This window comes from Mesorhizobium sp. ISC15, assembly GCF_037162615.1.
In the GTDB taxonomy this organism is placed as follows: domain Bacteria; phylum Pseudomonadota; class Alphaproteobacteria; order Rhizobiales; family Rhizobiaceae; genus Mesorhizobium; species Mesorhizobium mediterraneum.
Map to the genome: position 1 here is coordinate 798,710 of NZ_JAVSPX010000001.1, position 17,998 is coordinate 816,707.

Sequence of the window (17,998 nt, forward strand, 5' to 3'; positions counted from 1 at the left end):
GCCGAGAGTGGTGGCTTCCGAGAACCGGAGCGGAGCGTACATAGAGTACGTGAGCACCGGAAGCGCAGGAAGCCGCCATTCGCAGGCCGGCCTCACCTGAATATCAACGCGCCTCAAAAATGCACCCAGTTCCTGAGGCTGGTCCAGGTCTTGCGGTCGAGACGATAGCGCTCGACGGGCACCTGGCCGGCGACGATCGAGTTCAGCATGCCCTGGCCGGCATATTGGAAGCCGCATTTGTGGATGACCCGGCGCGAGGCCGGATTGATGACCCGCGTCGAGGCATGCAGCACCTGGATCGCCGTCTTCTGGAAGGCGAGGTCGACCAGCGCGTGCGCTGCCTCCGTCGCATAGCCGCGCTTCCAGTAGGGCTCGCCGATCCAGTAGCCGAGCTCCAGCCCGCGATCGGTGGTGTTGAGGCCGGCGCAACCGACGAAGGTTTCGGTCCCGGCCAGCGTCAAGGCATAGGCAATCCCGGCCCGGCGCGAGGCCGTCATCGCGAGGAAAGCACGCGCCTCGGCCTCACCATAGGGGTGCGGCATGCGGGCCAGCATTTCGGCGACATGGCGGTTGTCGGCGAGCACCACCAATTGCTCGATATCGCTTTCGCGCGGCGCCCGCAGCACCAGCCGCTCGGTCATCACGACCGGGCAATCTATCGCGTAACTTTCACCGTCTGTGTCTTCCGCTTCGGCAACCATGTCAGTCCTCCAGGCACAAGAAAAAGGGGAGATGGAAACCCATCTCCCCTGATCCATTTCCTGGCTTGGCCAGACACCGGTTCCCGAGATGGGTGCCGGTGTTCTCGTACGGAACCGGCTACTCCGCGGCCTTCGTCATCGGGTTCACCGATACGTAGGTTCGGCCATTGGCTTTTTTGTTGAAGGTGACTGCGCCAGCTTCGAGCGCAAACAGCGTGTGATCCGTGCCAATGCCGACATTGACGCCGGGATGCCACGTCGTGCCGCGCTGACGAATAATGATGTTGCCCGGAATCACGGCTTCGCCGCCAAACTTCTTCACGCCGAGCCGCTTGGAATGCGAGTCGCGACCATTGCGCGACGAACCGCCAGCTTTCTTGTGTGCCATCTAACTAACTCCGATGCGCCGCAGGGGCGCCTAAAAGGTCTTATGAACGCGTTCGCGTTCCGTTTCAAGTCCGATCCGGCGACGATTGCGCCGGCTTGCTTTACTTCTTCGCCAATTCCTTGGCCTGCTCGCGCCAGTCCATGATCTGGTCGGCGCTGAACGGCATATGCTCGTCGATCTTGGCGACATCCTTGTCGGACAGCTTGGCGATCTGGGCGAACGTCGTGATGCCCTGTTCGTTCAACTGGCCGGCCGCGACCGGGCCGATGCCCTTGATCACGGTCAGATCGTCCGGCTCGCCCTTCGGCGCCTTGAACAGCGGAGCGGCGGTTTCGGTTGCCTTGGCCTCGGCTTCCTTCGGCGCAGCTTCTGCCTTGGCTTCCTTCTTCGGAGCAGCCTTTGCCTCGGTCTTGGCCGCGGCCTTCTTCGTCGGCTTGGCACCATCCAGCAGGATCTCGGCGATCCGCACGGTGGTCAAAAGCTGGCGATGGCCGATCTTGCGGCGCGAATTCTGCCGGCGGCGCTTCTTAAAGGCGATGACGGTGCGGTTCTTGCCCTGTTCGACGACTTCGGCGGTGACCAAGGCGCCGTCGACGAACGGCGCGCCGAACGTGACATTCTCGCCCTCGCCATGCGCGAGCACGTGGCCGATCTCGACGATATCGCCGACCTGGCCTTCGACTTTTTCGATCTTCAGGAGATCGTTGGCGGCGACGCGATACTGCTTGCCGCCCGTTTTGATGACTGCGAACATTTTTTGCCTTTCGCTGTTCGGTCGGCCTTGATGAACCGCTTCAGGCGGTTCGGCCGTCTTTTTGTCAGTCTGCGGGTTCAAAAAACAAGCGGCGCGGAAGAACCCTCCACGCCGATTGCGCGCTGTCCCTAACCGAAGGTTCGGCGCGAGTCAAGGCGAGCAGTCAGCCAGCGAGCCGCGAACGCATTCAAGCTAAGCGCGCGACCTGACAAGAAGCCGGATCGTCGGGCAGATTGGCCCTTGTAACCTGGCCGCCCAGCCGTTATCTAGTGCGCCGCGCCGGCAACGGCGGACCATGACCGCGGAGAGGTGGCAGAGTGGTCGAATGCACCGCACTCGAAATGCGGCATGGGTGCAAGCCCATCGGGGGTTCGAATCCCTCCCTCTCCGCCAAAGCCATCAATTAAGTTGCTGAAAACACTTCGCATCTTCGATGGTAATCCCTTATTCCCCACTTCCTTCCCCACTTAGAAGATCGGTGAGGTCGTGCTGCCAGACACCCGCAGTCTGCCCCGCAACAGCGAAAATGTGCCCGCCGAAGAGCCCGCCGTGCCTTAAGGGACTGTGAGGTATGTGACGTAGGCCTGAACCGCGCCAATTGCCACGATAGCGATCGTAAGCCATCCAATCAGCGTTTGCTGCCTAGAGCTTTCCTTGAACCGCTTGTTTTCCAACTCAAACTCGGCAAGGCGCGCGACGCCATGTGGAGACAAGCGATAGCTGTGGTTTTCGACCAGCAGCTCGCCAGTCGCCACAAATGAATCCAGCATGAGACGATAGTAGTTGGTCACTAATTCTCTTTCAGGATGGAGGAAGCCGCGCCGACTATAGAGCATTTCGAGAAGGCCGATGGGGGTTGTTCTAAAACTGCCATTCTTGATGGTCTTTGCTAAGAAAAATCTCAGCATGTCGATACGGTCCTCCCTAACAAGGGGGCGTCGATTGAAGCGTTTCTGTTCCAGCCTGTCTCGCCAAATAATAAACCGGGGCAAGGCGGGCAATGAACTCAGGAGGAACTGACCCGGCGACGTAGTTTGGAATGAATAGCCCCGAAAATAGTGGGTCGCGTCGAAACGATACCCGCTCAATGAGGCCTTCGGGACACTGCAGTCATATCCCGGTTCACCCGTGGCATTGAAGTAGACCCCCTCGACGCCGTGGCTGGTCAGGCTTCGGACGAGGACGTTCTTGTCCGGATCAGCCGGCTCCACAAGATGAATTTCATAGAAATCGTTGGCCAATGACCGTGGACCGCTAAGGGAAAAGCGATTGGGGGCAGGCTTCCCTGCGCCTATTTGCAGGGCCCATATGTATACGAGTTTTTGGACCGCACGCATGATTGCCACAGGATGTCCCTCCGCATGACAACACATAGTGGTCGGCACCAACGAATTTTAGTGGCTTGATAGGCCCCGCTGGAAGGTACTGCCTTCGATTGCTTAGAAGCGTTGATGTGCCCACCTATCCCCGCCCCCGGCGTGAACCGGATGGCCTCTAGCGAGATGCAGACTAACCTCCGCCAAGGGTCGGTAAAAATCCGCCGCGAAAAAATTTGGAGACGCCGACGCCTTGTAGGTTCACACGACACAGCACTTCAGGCAATTAAATGCGCCCAATATCTGTGGACAAGGCGGAGCACGATATTCCCGTCTAGGCCGACACTATCTGGACCGAGGAACGCCCCAAGCCTATGGGTACAGAAGTGCGCCGTCAGTTTGGCGAAAAGTTCGAAAGATAGCACCAATTCATGCCCACCCTCTCCCAGCAGAACCTCGAACGCCACTTGTGGCAGGCAGCGGACATATTGCGCGGCACGGTCGATGCCGGCGACTACAAGCAATATATCTTCGGCCTCCTTTTTTATAAACGTCTCTGCGACGTTTGGGACGAGGAGTATGAAAAGCTCCTCGCCGAGACTGGCGACCGCGAGGAGGCTGCCGACCCGGACGAGCATCGCTTTCACATCCCGATAGAGCATCGCTGGGACGCAGTGCGCAAGCAATCAACCCAGATCGGTCAGCGGCTGAACAACGCGCTGGCGGCCATCGAAGATGCCAACCTGCGGCTGCGTGGCGTGTTCGGCGATGTCGACTTCGCCAATCAGGACCGCTTCTCTGACGCATTGCTGGAAAAACTGTTCGCCCATTTCGAGAAGCATCGCCTGCGCAATTCCGACGTGCCTGCCGACATGCTCGGCGACGCCTACCTATACCTCATAAAGATGTTCGCCGAGGGAGCGGGCAAGAAGGGCGGCGAGTTCTATACACCACGCCAAATCGTTCGGCTGATGGTCGAGATTGTCGAGCCGCGCCCCGGCATGTCGATCTATGATCCGACGTGCGGGTCGGGCGGCATGCTGTTGGAGGCTGTGCAATATCTGAAGGATCGCGGCGAGGATGCCCGCAGCCTGTCGCTCTACGGTCAGGAAAAGAACTTCGGCACATGGGGCATCGCCCAGATCAACCTGTTCCTTCACGACGTCGACGACGCCTTCATAGCTAGAGGCGACACGATCCGGTCGCCCAAGCGATACGATCCCAAGGCGCGTGAGTTCGCCGAGGGCGTCGGGGCCTATGACCGGGTGCTTGCCAATCCACCCTTCTCCGAGAAGGTCTGGGGTTATGATGTGTGGGCCAACGGCGATCCGTTCGGGCGTGATGAATATGGCTGCCCGCCCAAAGGCTATGGCGATCTGGCGTTCGTCCAACACATGCTGGCGAGCCTGAAGCCAGAGGGGATGCTCGCTGTCATTGTGCCGCACGGCGTCCTGTTTCGCGGTGGGGCCGAGGGACGCATCCGCGAAGGGATGCTGAAGGCTGACGTGATCGAGGCCATAGTCAGCCTTGCCCCGAACTTGTTTTATGGCGCGGGCATTCCGGCAGCGATCCTGATCGCCCGAAAGAACAAACCGAAGGAGCGGCGCGGCAAGGTTCTGATCGTCAATGGCGACGCCACCTACCAACCCGGCAAAGCCCAGAACTTCCTGACCGACGCGCATGTACAAACTCTGGCCGACGCCGTGCATGGCTTCGCTGACATCAAGCAGCTGGCGCGCATCGTGCTGGTCAAGGACATCGCCGCCAATGGCTACAATCTCAATATCAGCGGATACCTGCAGACCAACGGTGATGTTGAGGCGGTCGATGTCGCGGCGGAAATCGCAAAGCTGCAAGACCTGATAACCAAGCGCAACGAGGCCGAGGCGGTGATGTTCGGGCACCTCAAGAGGCTCGGCTATGTTGAGTGAGGTCCCGGAGGGGTGGTTGCTTTCTGATGTGGGGGATGTCGCTGAAATATTTGATAGTCGACGCATCCCGTTAAACTCGGAGCAAAGGCGAACCCGTCAAGGTCCATATCCATACTGGGGGGCAAACGGCATCCTCGATTATGTCGATGATTTCTTGTTCGACGAGCCACTTGTTCTAATGGCGGAGGATGGTGGCTATTTCGATAAAGCGGCCTCCCGGCCTATCTGCCATCGATTGGACGGTCGGGCGTGGGTGAATAATCACGCACATATTATCAAGCCTTTGAAGGCGGATCGTGACTACTTCTATTACTGGTTCGTACACCGAGACATTACCCCCTTCATCAAAGGTGGGACACGCGCGAAGCTCAATCAGGCAGACTTGAAAAGGCTGCCGATTGCACTTCCGCCCCTGGACGAGCAGCGGCGGATCGCTGACGTGTTGCGGTCGGTGGACGCGGCGATTGCGGCAGCCGCCGATGTCTCCGCTCTTGCCGCCACGACTTTTGACGCCCTGATCGCCGACATCTTTCGACGGTATCACCATGAGCGAGCGGTGTTTCGGTCGCTCTGCGTACCCAATGGGCTGCAAACTGGGCCTTTCGGAAGCCAGCTAAAGGCGTCCGACTACATTGAAGATGGTATCCCGGTGATCATGCCCGTTGACCTCCGGGCAGAGGGCATTGATTTTGGGACGGCAAAGGCGACATCGCTGGAAAAATGCGATCAACTCAAACGGCACGTCCTGCGGCCGGGAGACGTTTTGTTTGCCCGCCGTGGAGAGATTGGACGATGCGGACTTTATCTTGAGAATGATCCGATAGCACTCTGCGGCACCGGCTGCCTGCGTGCTAGACTGGACAACTCTAAGATGGACCCAGTGCTGGCCTATTTCTTGATCCAGTCGCAACAGGCCCGATCGTGGCTTTGCGACCACGCGGTCGGGGCGACTATGCCAAACCTGAGTACCTCAATCATTGGCGATCTTCCTCTCCCATCCATTCCAACTGGCGATCAGCAAAAATGGATCGATGCCCTGTTGATGGTCGAAGGCGTACGCAGGGTAAACCAGCGATCATTGAATGACCTGACCCGTTCAAAAGTACACATTTTGAACGACCTTCTCTCCGGTCGCGTTCGAGCGCCCGAATGAGCGAGTACCGTCTCGCCGAGAACCCCGCGCTGAATGTGCTGGCAGGAATGGGATATCAGCCGCTCTCGCCCGAAGCGGCCCTGGCGATGCGGCAGGAAGAGAACCGCGTCATCCTGAAGCCGGTGCTGATAGAGGCATTGGAGGCCCTGAACGGCATCGGCCTGGACGACGCCGAGGCGATCTACAACGACCTTGCCACCCTGTCGGACAATGAGGACTGGCAGAGAAAGCTGCGCGGCGGCTATTCGCGCCGCCTCGCCGGGAAGAACCGCGACCAACCCATTGCGCTAGTCGACTTCAAGGTTCCGTCAAACAACCGTTTCCACGTCGTCCGCCAGTTTCGCGTTGCCGCCCAGCGACCGCGCGTCGCGGACATCGTGCTGTTCGTGAACGGCATTCCCCTGGTGGTGCTAGAAGCCAAATCGCCGCTGAAGGCCACTGCCAAGGCCGGGGAAGCGTTCGAGCAGATCAAGCAGTATGAGCGCGACATTCCCCGCTTGTTCGCGTCCAATGCCTTCAACATCGTCACCGACGGCCTCGTCACGCTCTATGGGGCGACCGGGGCTTCGTCATCGTTCTATGCGCCGTGGCCCGACGCATGGCCGCGCACCCACTCCGAATTTGCCGACGATCTCGCCAAGGATTTGTGGTGCCTTGCCGAGCCGTCCCGGTTGCTCGACCTGCTCGCCCATTTCATCGTGTTCGAGACCGACCCGGAGACGGGGCGGAAGATGAAGAAGGTCTGCCGCTATCAGCAGTTCCGAGCGGTCAACAAGGCCGTCCAGCGGGTTGCTGAGGGCGTCAACCGCAAGGGGCTGGTCTGGCACACGCAAGGGTCAGGCAAGAGCCTGACGATGGTCTTCCTCGCGCTGAAGCTGAAGACCCATCTGACGCTTGACGCGCCGACGCTCGCCAATCCCAACATTCTCGTGCTGACCGACCGGATCGACCTCGACAGCCAGATCAGCAGCACGTTTGCCGCCTGCGGCCTGCCCAACCCGAAACAGGCCGGATCGGTCGCCGAGTTGCGGGAAGCCGTGGCGCGTGGCGGCAACGGGCAAATCCTGCTGTCGACCATCTTCAAGTTCGCAGGTTCCCGCGATCCGATCCCCAACTCTCAGAACTGGATCGTGCTGGTCGACGAGTGCCACCGCACGCAGGAGAAGGACCTTGGTGCCTATCTTCAGGCGACGCTACCCGACGCCCGCTTCTTTGGCTTCACTGGCACGCCAATCAAAAGCACCGACAAGGACACCTATGCCCGGTTCAGCATCGAGGGCGAGGGCTATCTCGATAAATATGGCATCGACGACGCCGTGCGCGACGGCGCGACCGTGCCAATCCTCTACGAGGGTCGAAAAACAGACTGGGCGATCAATGAGGCCGAGATCGACATATTGTTCGACCGCTGGTTCGTCGATCTGCCCGATGACAAGCGTGAGCAACTGAAGCGTAAGGGGCTGACGCTCGCAACGATCGCCAAGCACCCTGAGCGGGTCGGGCTGATCGCCTTGGACATCTGGGAGCATTTCAAGCAGGTCTGCGCCCCCGACGGCTTCAAGGCGCAGATCGTCGCCGTGGACCGCGAGGCGGTGATCCTCTACCGCGCCGCGCTTGCGAGCGTGATCGCCGCCGATCTGGTGAAGGGCGGAATGGACGAAGACGCGGCCCGGGCCAAGGCCGACGCGATGATTGCCTGCGTCTATTCCAAGAGCCAAGAGGACAACAAACCTTCCGAGGCCCCGGACGTCGCCGCCCTGCGCACTGACCTTGAACGGCACTATCTGGATGACGCCGCCGAAAAGGAGGCGAAAAAGGCGTTCAAGGCGTTTGGGCAGGAACCCAGCTTCCTGATCGTCTGCGACAAGCTGCTCACCGGCTTCGACGCGCCGATTGAGGCGGTGATGTATCTCGACAAGCCGCTTAAGGAGCACGGGCTCTTGCAGGCCATCGCCCGAACCAATCGCACCTGCTCGCTGAAGCGCCCGGACGGGATCGAGATTGCCAAGCCGCATGGCCGGATCGTCGACTATATAGGCGTCACCAGCCATCTCGACGAAGCGCTGCAATCCTATCGATCCGAGGATGTCGAGAATGCGCTGCGCGACATCGCCATCCTGCGCAACGACTTGAAGGAAGCCCACGCCCGCTACCGTTCGCAGAAGCGCGCAATGGGGCTGGAGGGCATGGATGAGAAGGCGGCGGCCTATGCCGTCGGCAAACTCGTGACGGCTGGCCGTGAGGATGAATGGTTCGACTTTCAGCGCCTCGCTCGCAATTTCATCCGCGTCTATGGCGATCTCTCACCCGATCCGGCGATCCTCGATTTCACGAACGAAGTAAAATGGGCCGCTGCCTTCCTCCGACTTGCCACGCAGGTGATCGCCAAGGACGAGAGCCTTGACCATCGCCATTACACCGGCAAGATCAGGGACATGCTGGAAGCACATGTCCATGCGACCGGCCTGTCCACCACGATCCGGCTGCGTTCGATTACCGATCCGAACTTCGCCGACGATTTTGCGACCGAGGAGAAGACGGACGCGGAGTTGCAGGAAGCGTTCGTCCGAAAATCCGCCGAGCTTCGCCGTGTCACCCGCGAACTGGTTGACAAGAACCCCGCCCAATATGGCCGTTTCTCCGAGCGCGTACTGGAGATTATCCGCCGCTTCGAGGAAGGGCAGATCGCTGCCGCTGAGGGTTTGCACGAGTTCGAAAACCTGACCGGCGGCATCAACGCCGAACAGGGCGCTCATGCCGAACTGGGCATGGACGAACGCGCCTTCTCGATCCTGCGCATCATGGAGGCACGGGCACCGGACACCGGCCACGGCACCTTACAGAATGCGGCCATTGCCATCGGAGCGATCTATGCCGGGGCGCAGGCGAGCCAGCCAGCCTTCACCTTCATGCCCCAATACCTGCGCAGTTTACGTCAGCAGGTTCGGCGCATCCTTTCCGAACATGGCATTGGCGAAACCAAGGCCATTCGAGAGGCGGTGGAAGAGTTTGCCGTCCACGCGTATGTCGGAGGCCATTGATGCCGTCGCTACGCATTGGCCGCGCCGAGATCCCCTACGAGCTTCGCCGCTCCGCAACGGCGTCGGAGCGCCGCATCACCGTGACCCCCGGCTGCGTCGAGGTGCTGGCGCTTTCCACCGATGACGATACGGCGATCAACTCATTTCTTAAACGCAAGCGACAATGGGTATTCAACACCGTCCGCGAGATGGAGCGGATCACTGCCGACCGGCATGCCGTGCCGCGCTTCATCACTGGTTCGAAGATACCCTTCCGGGGCCGCCGGATGCGGCTGACCGTCCGACGCAGCGATGGCGAGCGGATCGAGCTTACTTACCACAACGGCTTCATCATCGATCTTCCGTCATGGGTAGACGATGACGCCGACCAACTCGTCGCCAGCGAACTCAAACTGTGGCTGAAGCGGCGCGTTCGGCGTGACGTGACGGAGATCGCCGCAGGCTATAAGACCCGGTTCGGGCTTGCGCCTCGCTCGATCCGCGTCGCCGATTTCGCAAACGGCTGGGGATCATGTGGCCCCGAGGGCAACATCCTCATCAACTGGCATCTCATTTTCGCGCCGAGGAAGGTGCTGGAATATATCGTCGCCCACGAACTTGCCCATCTCCGGCATCGCTCGCACGGACCTGCGTTCTGGGATTTCCTCCGGACGGTTATGCCTGACTTCGAGGCGTCAAAAGCGTGGTTGGAAGCCAATCAGGGCAGTCTGAGTGCCGGGTTTCTGATTGTAGTCTAGTGAACAAACGGTGAAGCGTATTTCGCCGACGGGCCGGATCGTGGCCGCTGTGACGGAAGGAGACCGCATAGCGCTATTCGAACTCGCTCCGGTGACCACCTCATCCAAGTCTTCCGGGAAAGGTGTTCTGTCGAGACGGGGTATCACAACCTAATTCCCAACCTTTGACAGCGCGCAATTTCAGGGTCAGAATTTCTGATAGGGCAAGCGTTGCACCAGAGCAGAGTGAAGTGATCGATCACCCAGCGATACCGCAATGTCTTCCGGCATCGATGCTCAGAGGCTCGAACACGCTGAGAAGGTGATAACCGGGCGCCCGCTTCCGGCCTATAGATCAGGATCAACCTCTACGAAGACAAGAAAACATTGGCAGCGTTGATGGGACCCATGCGATAAGTGCAGGTTTATGAAAGATATTTAGTCGTTGAAAGGCAGTATCGCGCCGAGTGGATAGGAAGCAAACACCGGGTCAGAGTCATTGTCATGCTGACACGACGACCTGAAAGCCGTGGCTCACTAATCGGCGCAAGTTCAAAGGGTTATCGTGCGGTACACTCCGCATGTAGTGGCAAGGCTCTGGCTATCGCAAAAGACACGACGATCACCGCGTCCACCCATAAGACACTCAAAGGAGTGTCGCCGCCTCTGGGTGCCGGAAAGTTATGTGCAGGCGAAGGTCCGTGACGAATCACGGCTTCAACTCGGCCTTTGTTGCGTCCCTGAAACAAGGACGTACTTAACAAGACAAATAAAATATCCCCCAGACGAGGCCAGACAGTTACATGTCGTCAAGGGAAGACGTGGCTGCATGGCGAGTGGAAGTCGGGACAATGCCATTGCACGACGAGGCAGCCAACTACGGAAAGCAGCAGGCTACAAAGACGTCCGCGAAAGACGGTTACCATCCAGTGTCAGACCAAAGGCCGCGTTGGCATTCATTCCGTGTCACCCGATGGGCTATGGTTTAGGCGTTATGGCCCCAGTCATACTCGATCTGTGCATGAAATTCTTGCCGGACGATGCGGATGTAACCGGCACACAGGAGCTCGTCGATGCCCTTCTTGACCCTGTCTGAGCCCCAACGCAGACGCTTCGCCGTGTCTTTCTGCGGGATGGTGAACGTCTTTCTTCTCCGCGTAGTGGTCCGGGTCAACTTCAAGACACCAAGGAGTTTAAAGGCTCTGTCTGACACCTGAAAAATTTCATCCTTGTTGATCGGCAAAACAAGCACCTGCTTGCCCTTGACGAAGAGCCTGCCCTTCCGGCGATAACTCCACACGCTCTCCACAATTCCTTCGACTTCCTTGTCCTCAAGCGGTTGCAGGAAGTAGGAATTTTCACGTTGAACGGCGTCAAGAAGATTGGCTTGCGCCCGAGAATTTACCGCCAGCTTCATGGCCAGACGAAAAAGGGTGTTGTTGCGTTCGCCCTCCCGTACGGGACCAGTCGACGCAGGACGCATGACGGCAGACGAGGCGGCACGAGAAGCTGCTTTTGTCGCAATTGCGGCAAGCTGCCGGCCAAGCGCCTTCTTGCCGGTCCCCAGTTCGTCTTTCAGCCAGCGCAGAAGTTTCTCGACCTCAAGAGCATCGGTTAACGGCACCTCCGAGAGGTCCGCGTCGAAAAGACATCCCTCGGGCCACCGATAGGGTTCGCCGGTATCGGGGTGGTTGCCCCCGACCGTCGCAATTTTCCCTGCGCCAAGGATCTCGACCTTGCCTATCGAAGTGGACGCAATCGGCTCCCGTGACCGGTAAAAGAGCATCTGCCTTGGCCGCCGCCCGACCCGGACAATCGGTGTCTCGCCAAGTGCAGCAAAAGCCAAATGCATTATGCGGCGGCTGGTCGCGTCATCATCGTAATCGACATCGATGGCCACGAGTTCGCCAGTCCGGAATCCGATATTTGCTGCCGCGATTGCCGGGTTGGCAAGGAGATTGGCGATTGCGCGCTTGCCAAGCGGGCGACCTTTCCAGCGGATCATCGGCTGCTTGCCCTCCATCGGAACGGGAAGGAAACCGCTGTCGAGAGCACGCTCCGCCATTTTGCCGAAGGAATGGATTTTGGAAACCGATTGCGGCAACGGCATCGCCGCCTGTTCGATGGTTGCTGTGCGGTCACCGGAGAGCTTTGCAGCCGGACCCGGCGTGCTGTCGTGATGCAGAACAGTATCCATCGCCATGGGCTATGCCCGCCTACCCTTGGCAAGCCGGCTCTGGCTGCTGCTCACGGGGCGCGTGGCGGCCCGCCCGCGCCCCGACGTGTCGCCGGGGTTCCACTTGCCAGTCGGGCGAGTGCGGAAAAATTCTTCGAGATCTGCGCGAAGGAGGAACGTCCGCTTGCCCACTTTTCGGCGGGCAAGGACGCCATCCTTCAGCAGTTTGTAGATGAAACTCGTCGAAAGCCCTGTGGCTTCGGTAGCCTGCCTGATCGTGTAAGCGATGCGCTCAGGATGGGGAATCTCAGTGGTGGAAAACATGACCGTCCTCGATTGCTGGAGACGGTCGCCGATTATTCACACCGAACGCGGGAGGGCACCTCGCGAAAAGCAGATCAAAGCCGAGTTGAATGCAATCAATGAGAGTTCCGTTGCGTCACTTCCCGTCGATATTGTTCGACACTGCAAGGAAGTAGCGTACTGCGGCATCTGTGGATGTTTTCCTTGTTCCAAAATCTTTCATGACCTCATCAAGAGCGAGCTCGTAGGTCATGCCTTGTTGCCGGTATTGTTCAAAAGCCGAGCCAACTTCCATCCAGTCTTTAGGCCTTTCGATAACTTTCCTTCCCCGACTCTTCGTTGCAATTCGGGGATCGATTATGTCTGCAGCCAAGGCTTGCATCGCTGGAGACGCCCGTCCGCCGCGCAACATGTGTGCAACGTATTTTCGAGCGTCATGCTCACGTCCGCTACGCAGCCAGTCTCTCGCGTAAATAACATGGGCATCGGCCTTGCCGGAATGATCAGAGGCAGCGGCCAAAATCTCCTTGGCGGCGTCTGCAGCGGATTGAGATTTGTGTGTCGCCATGTTGTCAGGCCGCAAACTGAACGCCGTGTACTTTGCGCTCGGCACCGCAAAAAGCTGCCCAAGCTGCCATCAACTTCCGGCGCTTCTCCACGGCATCGGCTCGCCGATATGCCTGCTCGGTCGCATTGCCGACGCGGTGGGCAAGAGCGGCTTCGGCAACCTCACGGGGGAAGCCTGTCTCGTCGCCGGCCCAATCCCGGAACGCGGACCGGAACCCGTGAACGGTATACGCATCAGTCTTCATGCGGCGCAGCAGCATTTCCATCGCCGACGACGACAGCGGCGAATTTGGCCGCTGCCCCGGGAAGACAAACTTGGACAGACGAAGCTCATGCAGTGACTTGACGATGGCCAAGGCCGGGCTCGAAAGCGGGATCCGGTGTTCCGTGGCAGCTTTCATCCGCCCTGCCGGAATGGTCCATATCGTTTTATGGAGATCGAACTCTGACCACTCGGCACCATAGACTTCGCCGGACCGGGCAGCGGTCAGAATGAGAAATTCGAGTGCCCTCCCCGCCATGGCTTCGGCATTACGAAGACGCAGCACGAAGGCCGGCACGTCTGCATACGGCATGGCTGCATGGTGCCCTCTGGAGAGGCGCTGGCGGGCCGGGAGGACATTCTTGAGGTGACCACGCCAAAGCGCAGGGTTTGCGCCTCTGCGCCATCCTTTTGCCTTGGCAAAGTCAAGAACCCGCTCAATCCGGCCACGAAGCCGGGACGCCGTCTCGGGCTTGCTGTTCCAGATCGGCGAGAGAATTGTCAGCACGTCGTCGGTGCCAACTTCCGATACCCTTTTCGTGCGGATGGGGCCGCAATATTCGGTTAATGTCATGCGCCATTGAGTGCGGTGTTTGTCGTTCCGCCAAGATGCTTCCATCAATGCGAGAAACTTGTCGGCGCATTCGCCGAAAGTCGGTTCCGCCTCTTTTGCCTTCTCGGCAATCGGATCGCGACCTTCGGCCACTGCGGCCCGGTAGTCCGCAGCCTTTTTACGGGCGCTGGCCAGAGGAACACCGGGGTATGCGCCAAAACCCATTTCCCGCCGTTTGCCGCCTGCCGGCGTCCACATGAACAGCCATGACTTCGAACCGGACGGCGATACGTTGAGATAGAGGCCGCCACCATCGCTGTGACGGCCCGGCTTGAGAGAGTCTGACTTGATCTTGGTGTCGGAGAGTTTTTGGAGAGTTCGGGCCATTGCTTCCCCACTTTCTTCCCCATTTTCGAGTGGGGATAACGAGGGACAATGGTAGACAATGGAAGTCAAGTTGTAAAGAAAATTCACCTATTTTCAATAGGTTGGGAGACAACCCAAGACGTTGGCGGACAATAGTTAGGAGGACTCCCTCTCCGCCATATGGCATTGTTTACATTAATAAAAATCAAAGAATAGGTTGCGCGCCGCCATAAAGCCCGCCTACCGAGAACGGCGTATTCGCGGCACGTCAGCTTACGACACAAATATGCGGGGTTCATGCCTCGACCTGATAGATGGCAGAGATCAACTTCGGCCTCGCTAAGCGAAGTCGTGGGGTTCATGCGACAGCGGAATGAGGGTACGCGACTAGCCCCCGTGCCGGGTCAACCTCGCCGTCGGGAAGTACCGATCGGTGCGGACCCAAGCGGATTCACGCTTGTCGGCAGCGGACGCCGGCGGTGGCGGTCAGCACCCGAGCAGGCTCCCCATTGTTGACGTCCGCTGCGCATCTGCGGCGACCGTCGCCATGTCCTCTGCTCCCGGGTTGACGGTGGTGTAGACGAGGAGCACTCTCGAATGTCAGCAGATGTGGTCAGGTTGAGTGTCGGCGAGTAGCAGAGGTTCAGCAACAATGACTTTGAGGCGAACCAGAGCTTACGCCGCATCCGGCCTGGTTCTAGCGGTTTGCACTATGTTTGCTTGGCAGAACGCCACTGCTGCTCACAATTGCCACGCAGCCGCGACGCCTGGCGTCAATTGGCACGAGTGTGACAAGAAGCTTCTCATCCTAGAAGGACAGGACCTGAGCGGGGCGAACCTGTTCGGTGTTGATTTCACTTCGACCGACCTCAGGAACAGCAATCTCCTTGGGGCAAATCTTGAGAAGGCAACGCTTGTGCGTGCTTCCCTGGCCGACTCGACCGCCAAAGGCGCCCGGTTCGACAGAATCGAGGCCTACAGGACCGACTTCAGCCGTATGGACGCGCAGGGCGCTGTGTTTGCGAGCGCGGAAATGCAGCGCTCGAATTTCCAGGACGCCAATCTGACCAACGTTGATTTCACAAAGGCAGAATTGGGGCGTGCGCAGTTCCATAACGCCGATATCAGCGGCAGCCGCTTCTCGTTTGCCAATCTCGCACGGGCGGATTTCCGAGGAGCGACGTTCACCGCGTCGATAGACTTTGACCGCGCCTTTTTCTTTCTGACCCGTATCGAGGGCGTCGACCTTTCCAATTCGGCGGGTCTGTCCCAGTGGCAGCTCAACATGGCTTGCGGAGACGCCCGGACCGAGTTGCCTTCTGGCTTGACGAGGCCTGAAGATTGGCCCTGTCAATTCCAGCAGGAATAGTTGTCGGCAAGCGAACTGCGGCAATGCTGCACCCGACAGGATTCGAACCTTTCGGCAAGCCGCCTAACCCGAATGCCCTGCCGTTCCCGAGCGGTTGGGTTTTGCGTCTCGACATGCATGAACTCGTGCTTTCCGCATTGTTCGCAGAGGTGGCTAGTCCACCTCCTGCTCAGAAGGAAGGATCATAGCATGAGTGACATACTGATCCGCCGTCCGGATGCGATGGAGCCCGTCACGCGCCCCGGCATTATACGCCATTGGTGCCAGCATCCCGGCTGCGCCAAGAATGCGGGATGGAGCTTTGCCAAGCCGAGGCAGACGCCGCACTGGCTCTGTTTCGAGCACCGCGCCAACGGCGAGCGATATCTGTGAGGAAACCTTAATGCCCAGACAGTTGGACCCCTCCCTCTCCGCCAGTTCCGCCGAGTCTACGCTATTCTGCGAAATAACTGCCCAATCACCGCATCTAGCCGAACGAGCTTCTGCGGGACTTGACTTGAGCGGACACGACTCGCCTCAGATCATTCTTAATGCCGAACTTAATGCGGATTAGGGCGAGGCCGCGATCTGAGGAGCAGCCATCATGAGCATAGCGAGCGACGCCCGCTTCTGGGACCGCAGTTCACGGAAATACGCCATGGGCGCGATTGCGGATCAGGCCGGATATGAGCGCACGCTGGACCGGACCCGCGCCCTGTTGGGACCAGGCGACAGGGTGCTGGAGCTGGGTTGCGGAACAGGAACAACCGCGCTCCGGCTCGCGGGCGATGTTCAAAACTATCTTGCGACGGATATTTCCGCCGGAATGATCGCGATTGCCAACGAGAAACACGCCGCTGGCCCCATCCCGGCGCTTGTCTTCCGCACCGCGACCGTAGACGCGCTTGCGCCTGACGACGAGCAGTTTAACGCGGTTCTGGGATTCAACTATCTCCATATGGTCCGCGACCTGCCTGGCACTCTGCGCCGCATCCACGCCTTACTTGCAGCGGAGGGCTTGTTCATCTCCAAGACACCCTGCGTCGGCGATATGAACCCACTCATCCGGCTTGCCTTGCTGCCCGCAATGCACGCGATCGGCAAAGCACCCTATGCAGGCGTCTTTCGGGCGGCAGACCTGAGCCAGCATATCTGTGCCGCGGGCTTCGACGTTCTTGCCACCGAAAGCCACGCAACGAAGGGCAACGACAACCGTCCCTACATCGTGGCTCGCAAGAGGACGTGAGCGGCCGAGGCTGCAGCGTATCGGTCAGGGCTGCTGGATTGCTGCGAGCTTCCAGTCGCCACCGTTCTGACGTGTGAAGGTCCACAGTTCGGTCGTTTCCGTCGGCTGATCGGCTTCGCCCGCGACGATCTTGCCGCTGGCGCGATCACGCATCACGTCGAGAGACTCGTAGCGCAGCGCAGCCGTCGCGTAGTCGCGATCGTCTTCCCGCCAGCTCTCCGCAATATCGGCCTCCAACAGGCTGACGTCAGACACGTCGTTCCTGATGCCCTTTTTGGCATTATCGGCAAGTTCCTCGGACAGGTACGACACCATCTCGGGGGTCGCCAGCCGGCGCAGGCCAGCATGATCTTCGCGTCCGAACGCTTCCTGAACCTCCGTCAACCGTTGCTGGAATGTGTCGAGGTCGGCCGGCGTCATTGTGATTTCATCGGAGGCTTGAGCCGTCCGGCCAAATCCAGACCCGATGCCTGGAATGGGGAAAGACGACACGTCGCCCGTCTCGGGCTGGCCTGCCGCGTTTCGCCCGAAGTTGCCCATGCTCCGCGGAACACCGGCCATGGCGGGCGCTTGGTTGCGTGCCGATTGCGACCGGAAAAAGCGGATGGCCAACATGATCGCGCCGCCGATCAGCAGACCTTGAAGCAGCAGGCCCAACATGCCAGCCAAGCCGCCGAACCCTTGACCCAAAAGAAGTCCGATCAGACCGCCGAGCAGCAGGCCACGCATCATCGAACCGCCGAGGCCGCTGAAGATCCCTGGTCGTTGGGATGCCGGCGTCTGGCGGGCCGCATTGTTCGTCGCGGGCGTCATCGAGCGCTCGACCGGCGCGGCCGGCTGTGGCGCCGTCCTCGTCGGCGGGACCGACTGGAAAGTGCGCGTGCCGCGGCTGCCGAAGCTGCCGCCACGGCGCGCCTCGGCGTAATCGGCCGTGACCATGGAAAGTGCCAGGAACAGTCCTGCAAACAAAACTGCAAACCGGCTCGAACGCGAAATCATCATAGCAAACCCTTAAGCGACACTCTTGCCGCTCATATGGGGTGCGCCGATCGAAATATCAGTGACCCGCACCAGCCATTGAGGAGAAATTCCGTTACCGCCTCTCCACCAGGCACGGCAGCTGACGTGATCCTTCTGCTAAATTGTGCGTTGTTGCCTGAGGGCACGCCGAGGGAGA

The 17,998-nt window shown here is 59.4% G+C and carries 16 protein-coding genes and 1 tRNA gene; 8 read left to right on the forward strand and 9 right to left on the reverse strand.

Translation table 11 applies throughout. From position 1 onward, the window contains the following. Positions 1-113 precede the first annotated feature (113 nt). The 3 genes from RPG13_RS04025 to RPG13_RS04035 form a co-directional block, all read right to left on the reverse strand. On the reverse strand, positions 114-701 hold the full coding sequence (locus RPG13_RS04025; protein WP_095487524.1) for a GNAT family N-acetyltransferase: 588 nt from the start codon (positions 699-701) through the stop codon (positions 114-116). Between the two features lie 118 nt (positions 702-819). Next, the gene (rpmA, locus tag RPG13_RS04030) at positions 820-1,089 is read right to left on the reverse strand and encodes a 50S ribosomal protein L27 (protein WP_095487526.1); all 270 of its coding nucleotides are present in this window, start codon (positions 1,087-1,089) and stop codon (positions 820-822) included. Between the two features lie 100 nt (positions 1,090-1,189). Then, positions 1,190-1,843, reverse strand: coding sequence for a 50S ribosomal protein L21 (locus RPG13_RS04035; RefSeq protein WP_095487711.1), 654 nt, complete (start codon positions 1,841-1,843; stop codon positions 1,190-1,192). 303 nt (positions 1,844-2,146) lie between these two features. Between RPG13_RS04035 and RPG13_RS04040 the strand changes: the two genes are divergently transcribed. Then, positions 2,147-2,236: transfer RNA gene (locus tag RPG13_RS04040), tRNA-Ser, on the forward strand. Between the two features lie 161 nt (positions 2,237-2,397). Here RPG13_RS04040 and RPG13_RS04045 read toward each other — a convergent pair. Beyond that, positions 2,398-3,084 carry a hypothetical protein gene (locus tag RPG13_RS04045; RefSeq protein ID WP_337124462.1) on the reverse strand — a complete coding sequence of 229 codons (687 nt, stop codon included), beginning with the start codon at positions 3,082-3,084 and terminating at the stop codon, positions 2,398-2,400. A 506-nt stretch (positions 3,085-3,590) separates the two neighbouring features. On the opposite strand from RPG13_RS04045, the gene RPG13_RS04050 reads away from it, so the two are divergent. The 4 genes from RPG13_RS04050 to RPG13_RS04065 are packed head-to-tail and all read left to right on the forward strand — an operon-like array spanning position 3,591 to position 10,021. Then, a complete protein-coding gene (locus RPG13_RS04050) occupies positions 3,591-5,090 on the forward strand; it encodes a type I restriction-modification system subunit M (RefSeq protein ID WP_337124463.1) in 1,500 nt (499 codons plus the stop codon). 16 nt (positions 5,091-5,106) lie between these two features. Next, positions 5,107-6,243, forward strand: a complete 1,137-nt coding sequence (locus tag RPG13_RS04055) for a restriction endonuclease subunit S (RefSeq protein ID WP_337124464.1) — start codon at positions 5,107-5,109, stop codon at positions 6,241-6,243. Continuing rightward, on the forward strand, positions 6,240-9,284 hold the full coding sequence (locus RPG13_RS04060) for a type I restriction endonuclease subunit R (protein WP_337124465.1): 3,045 nt from the start codon (positions 6,240-6,242) through the stop codon (positions 9,282-9,284). Before RPG13_RS04055 ends, RPG13_RS04060 begins: the two co-directional genes overlap by 4 nt. Then, the gene (locus RPG13_RS04065) at positions 9,284-10,021 is read left to right on the forward strand and encodes a M48 family metallopeptidase (RefSeq protein WP_337124466.1); all 738 of its coding nucleotides are present in this window, start codon (positions 9,284-9,286) and stop codon (positions 10,019-10,021) included. The genes RPG13_RS04060 and RPG13_RS04065 overlap by 1 nt, the downstream gene beginning before the upstream one ends. A 964-nt stretch (positions 10,022-10,985) precedes the next feature. Here the strand turns inward: RPG13_RS04065 and RPG13_RS04070 are convergent. The 4 genes from RPG13_RS04070 to RPG13_RS04085 all read right to left on the reverse strand — a co-directional run bounded on the left by RPG13_RS04070 (position 10,986) and on the right by RPG13_RS04085 (position 14,248). Then, the gene (locus RPG13_RS04070) at positions 10,986-12,203 is read right to left on the reverse strand and encodes a primase C-terminal domain-containing protein (RefSeq protein ID WP_337124467.1); all 1,218 of its coding nucleotides are present in this window, start codon (positions 12,201-12,203) and stop codon (positions 10,986-10,988) included. A 3-nt stretch (positions 12,204-12,206) separates the two neighbouring features. Next, the gene (locus RPG13_RS04075) at positions 12,207-12,500 is read right to left on the reverse strand and encodes a helix-turn-helix domain-containing protein (RefSeq protein ID WP_337124468.1); all 294 of its coding nucleotides are present in this window, start codon (positions 12,498-12,500) and stop codon (positions 12,207-12,209) included. Between the two features lie 115 nt (positions 12,501-12,615). Then, the gene (locus tag RPG13_RS04080) at positions 12,616-13,047 is read right to left on the reverse strand and encodes a hypothetical protein (protein WP_337124469.1); all 432 of its coding nucleotides are present in this window, start codon (positions 13,045-13,047) and stop codon (positions 12,616-12,618) included. Between the two features lie 4 nt (positions 13,048-13,051). Then, positions 13,052-14,248, reverse strand: a complete 1,197-nt coding sequence (locus tag RPG13_RS04085) for a tyrosine-type recombinase/integrase (protein ID WP_337124470.1) — start codon at positions 14,246-14,248, stop codon at positions 13,052-13,054. Between the two features lie 631 nt (positions 14,249-14,879). Here RPG13_RS04085 and RPG13_RS04090 point away from each other — a divergent pair. The 3 genes from RPG13_RS04090 (at position 14,880) to RPG13_RS04100 (ending at position 16,821) form a co-directional block, all read left to right on the forward strand. Further along, positions 14,880-15,596: a pentapeptide repeat-containing protein gene (locus RPG13_RS04090; RefSeq protein WP_095487528.1), complete on the forward strand. Its 717-nt coding sequence runs from the start codon at positions 14,880-14,882 to the stop codon at positions 15,594-15,596. A gap of 189 nt (positions 15,597-15,785) precedes the next feature. After that, entirely contained in the window at positions 15,786-15,968 is a 183-nt protein-coding gene (locus RPG13_RS04095) for a hypothetical protein (protein ID WP_292712646.1), read from the forward strand. A 211-nt stretch (positions 15,969-16,179) separates the two neighbouring features. Further along, positions 16,180-16,821: a class I SAM-dependent methyltransferase gene (locus tag RPG13_RS04100; RefSeq protein ID WP_095487530.1), complete on the forward strand. Its 642-nt coding sequence runs from the start codon at positions 16,180-16,182 to the stop codon at positions 16,819-16,821. A 24-nt stretch (positions 16,822-16,845) separates the two neighbouring features. On the opposite strand, the gene RPG13_RS04105 is transcribed toward RPG13_RS04100, so the two are convergent. Continuing rightward, complete coding sequence (locus tag RPG13_RS04105; RefSeq protein WP_292712722.1) at positions 16,846-17,820, reverse strand: Tim44 domain-containing protein; 975 nt, start codon at positions 17,818-17,820, stop codon at positions 16,846-16,848. Positions 17,821-17,998: the final 178 nt, after the last annotated feature.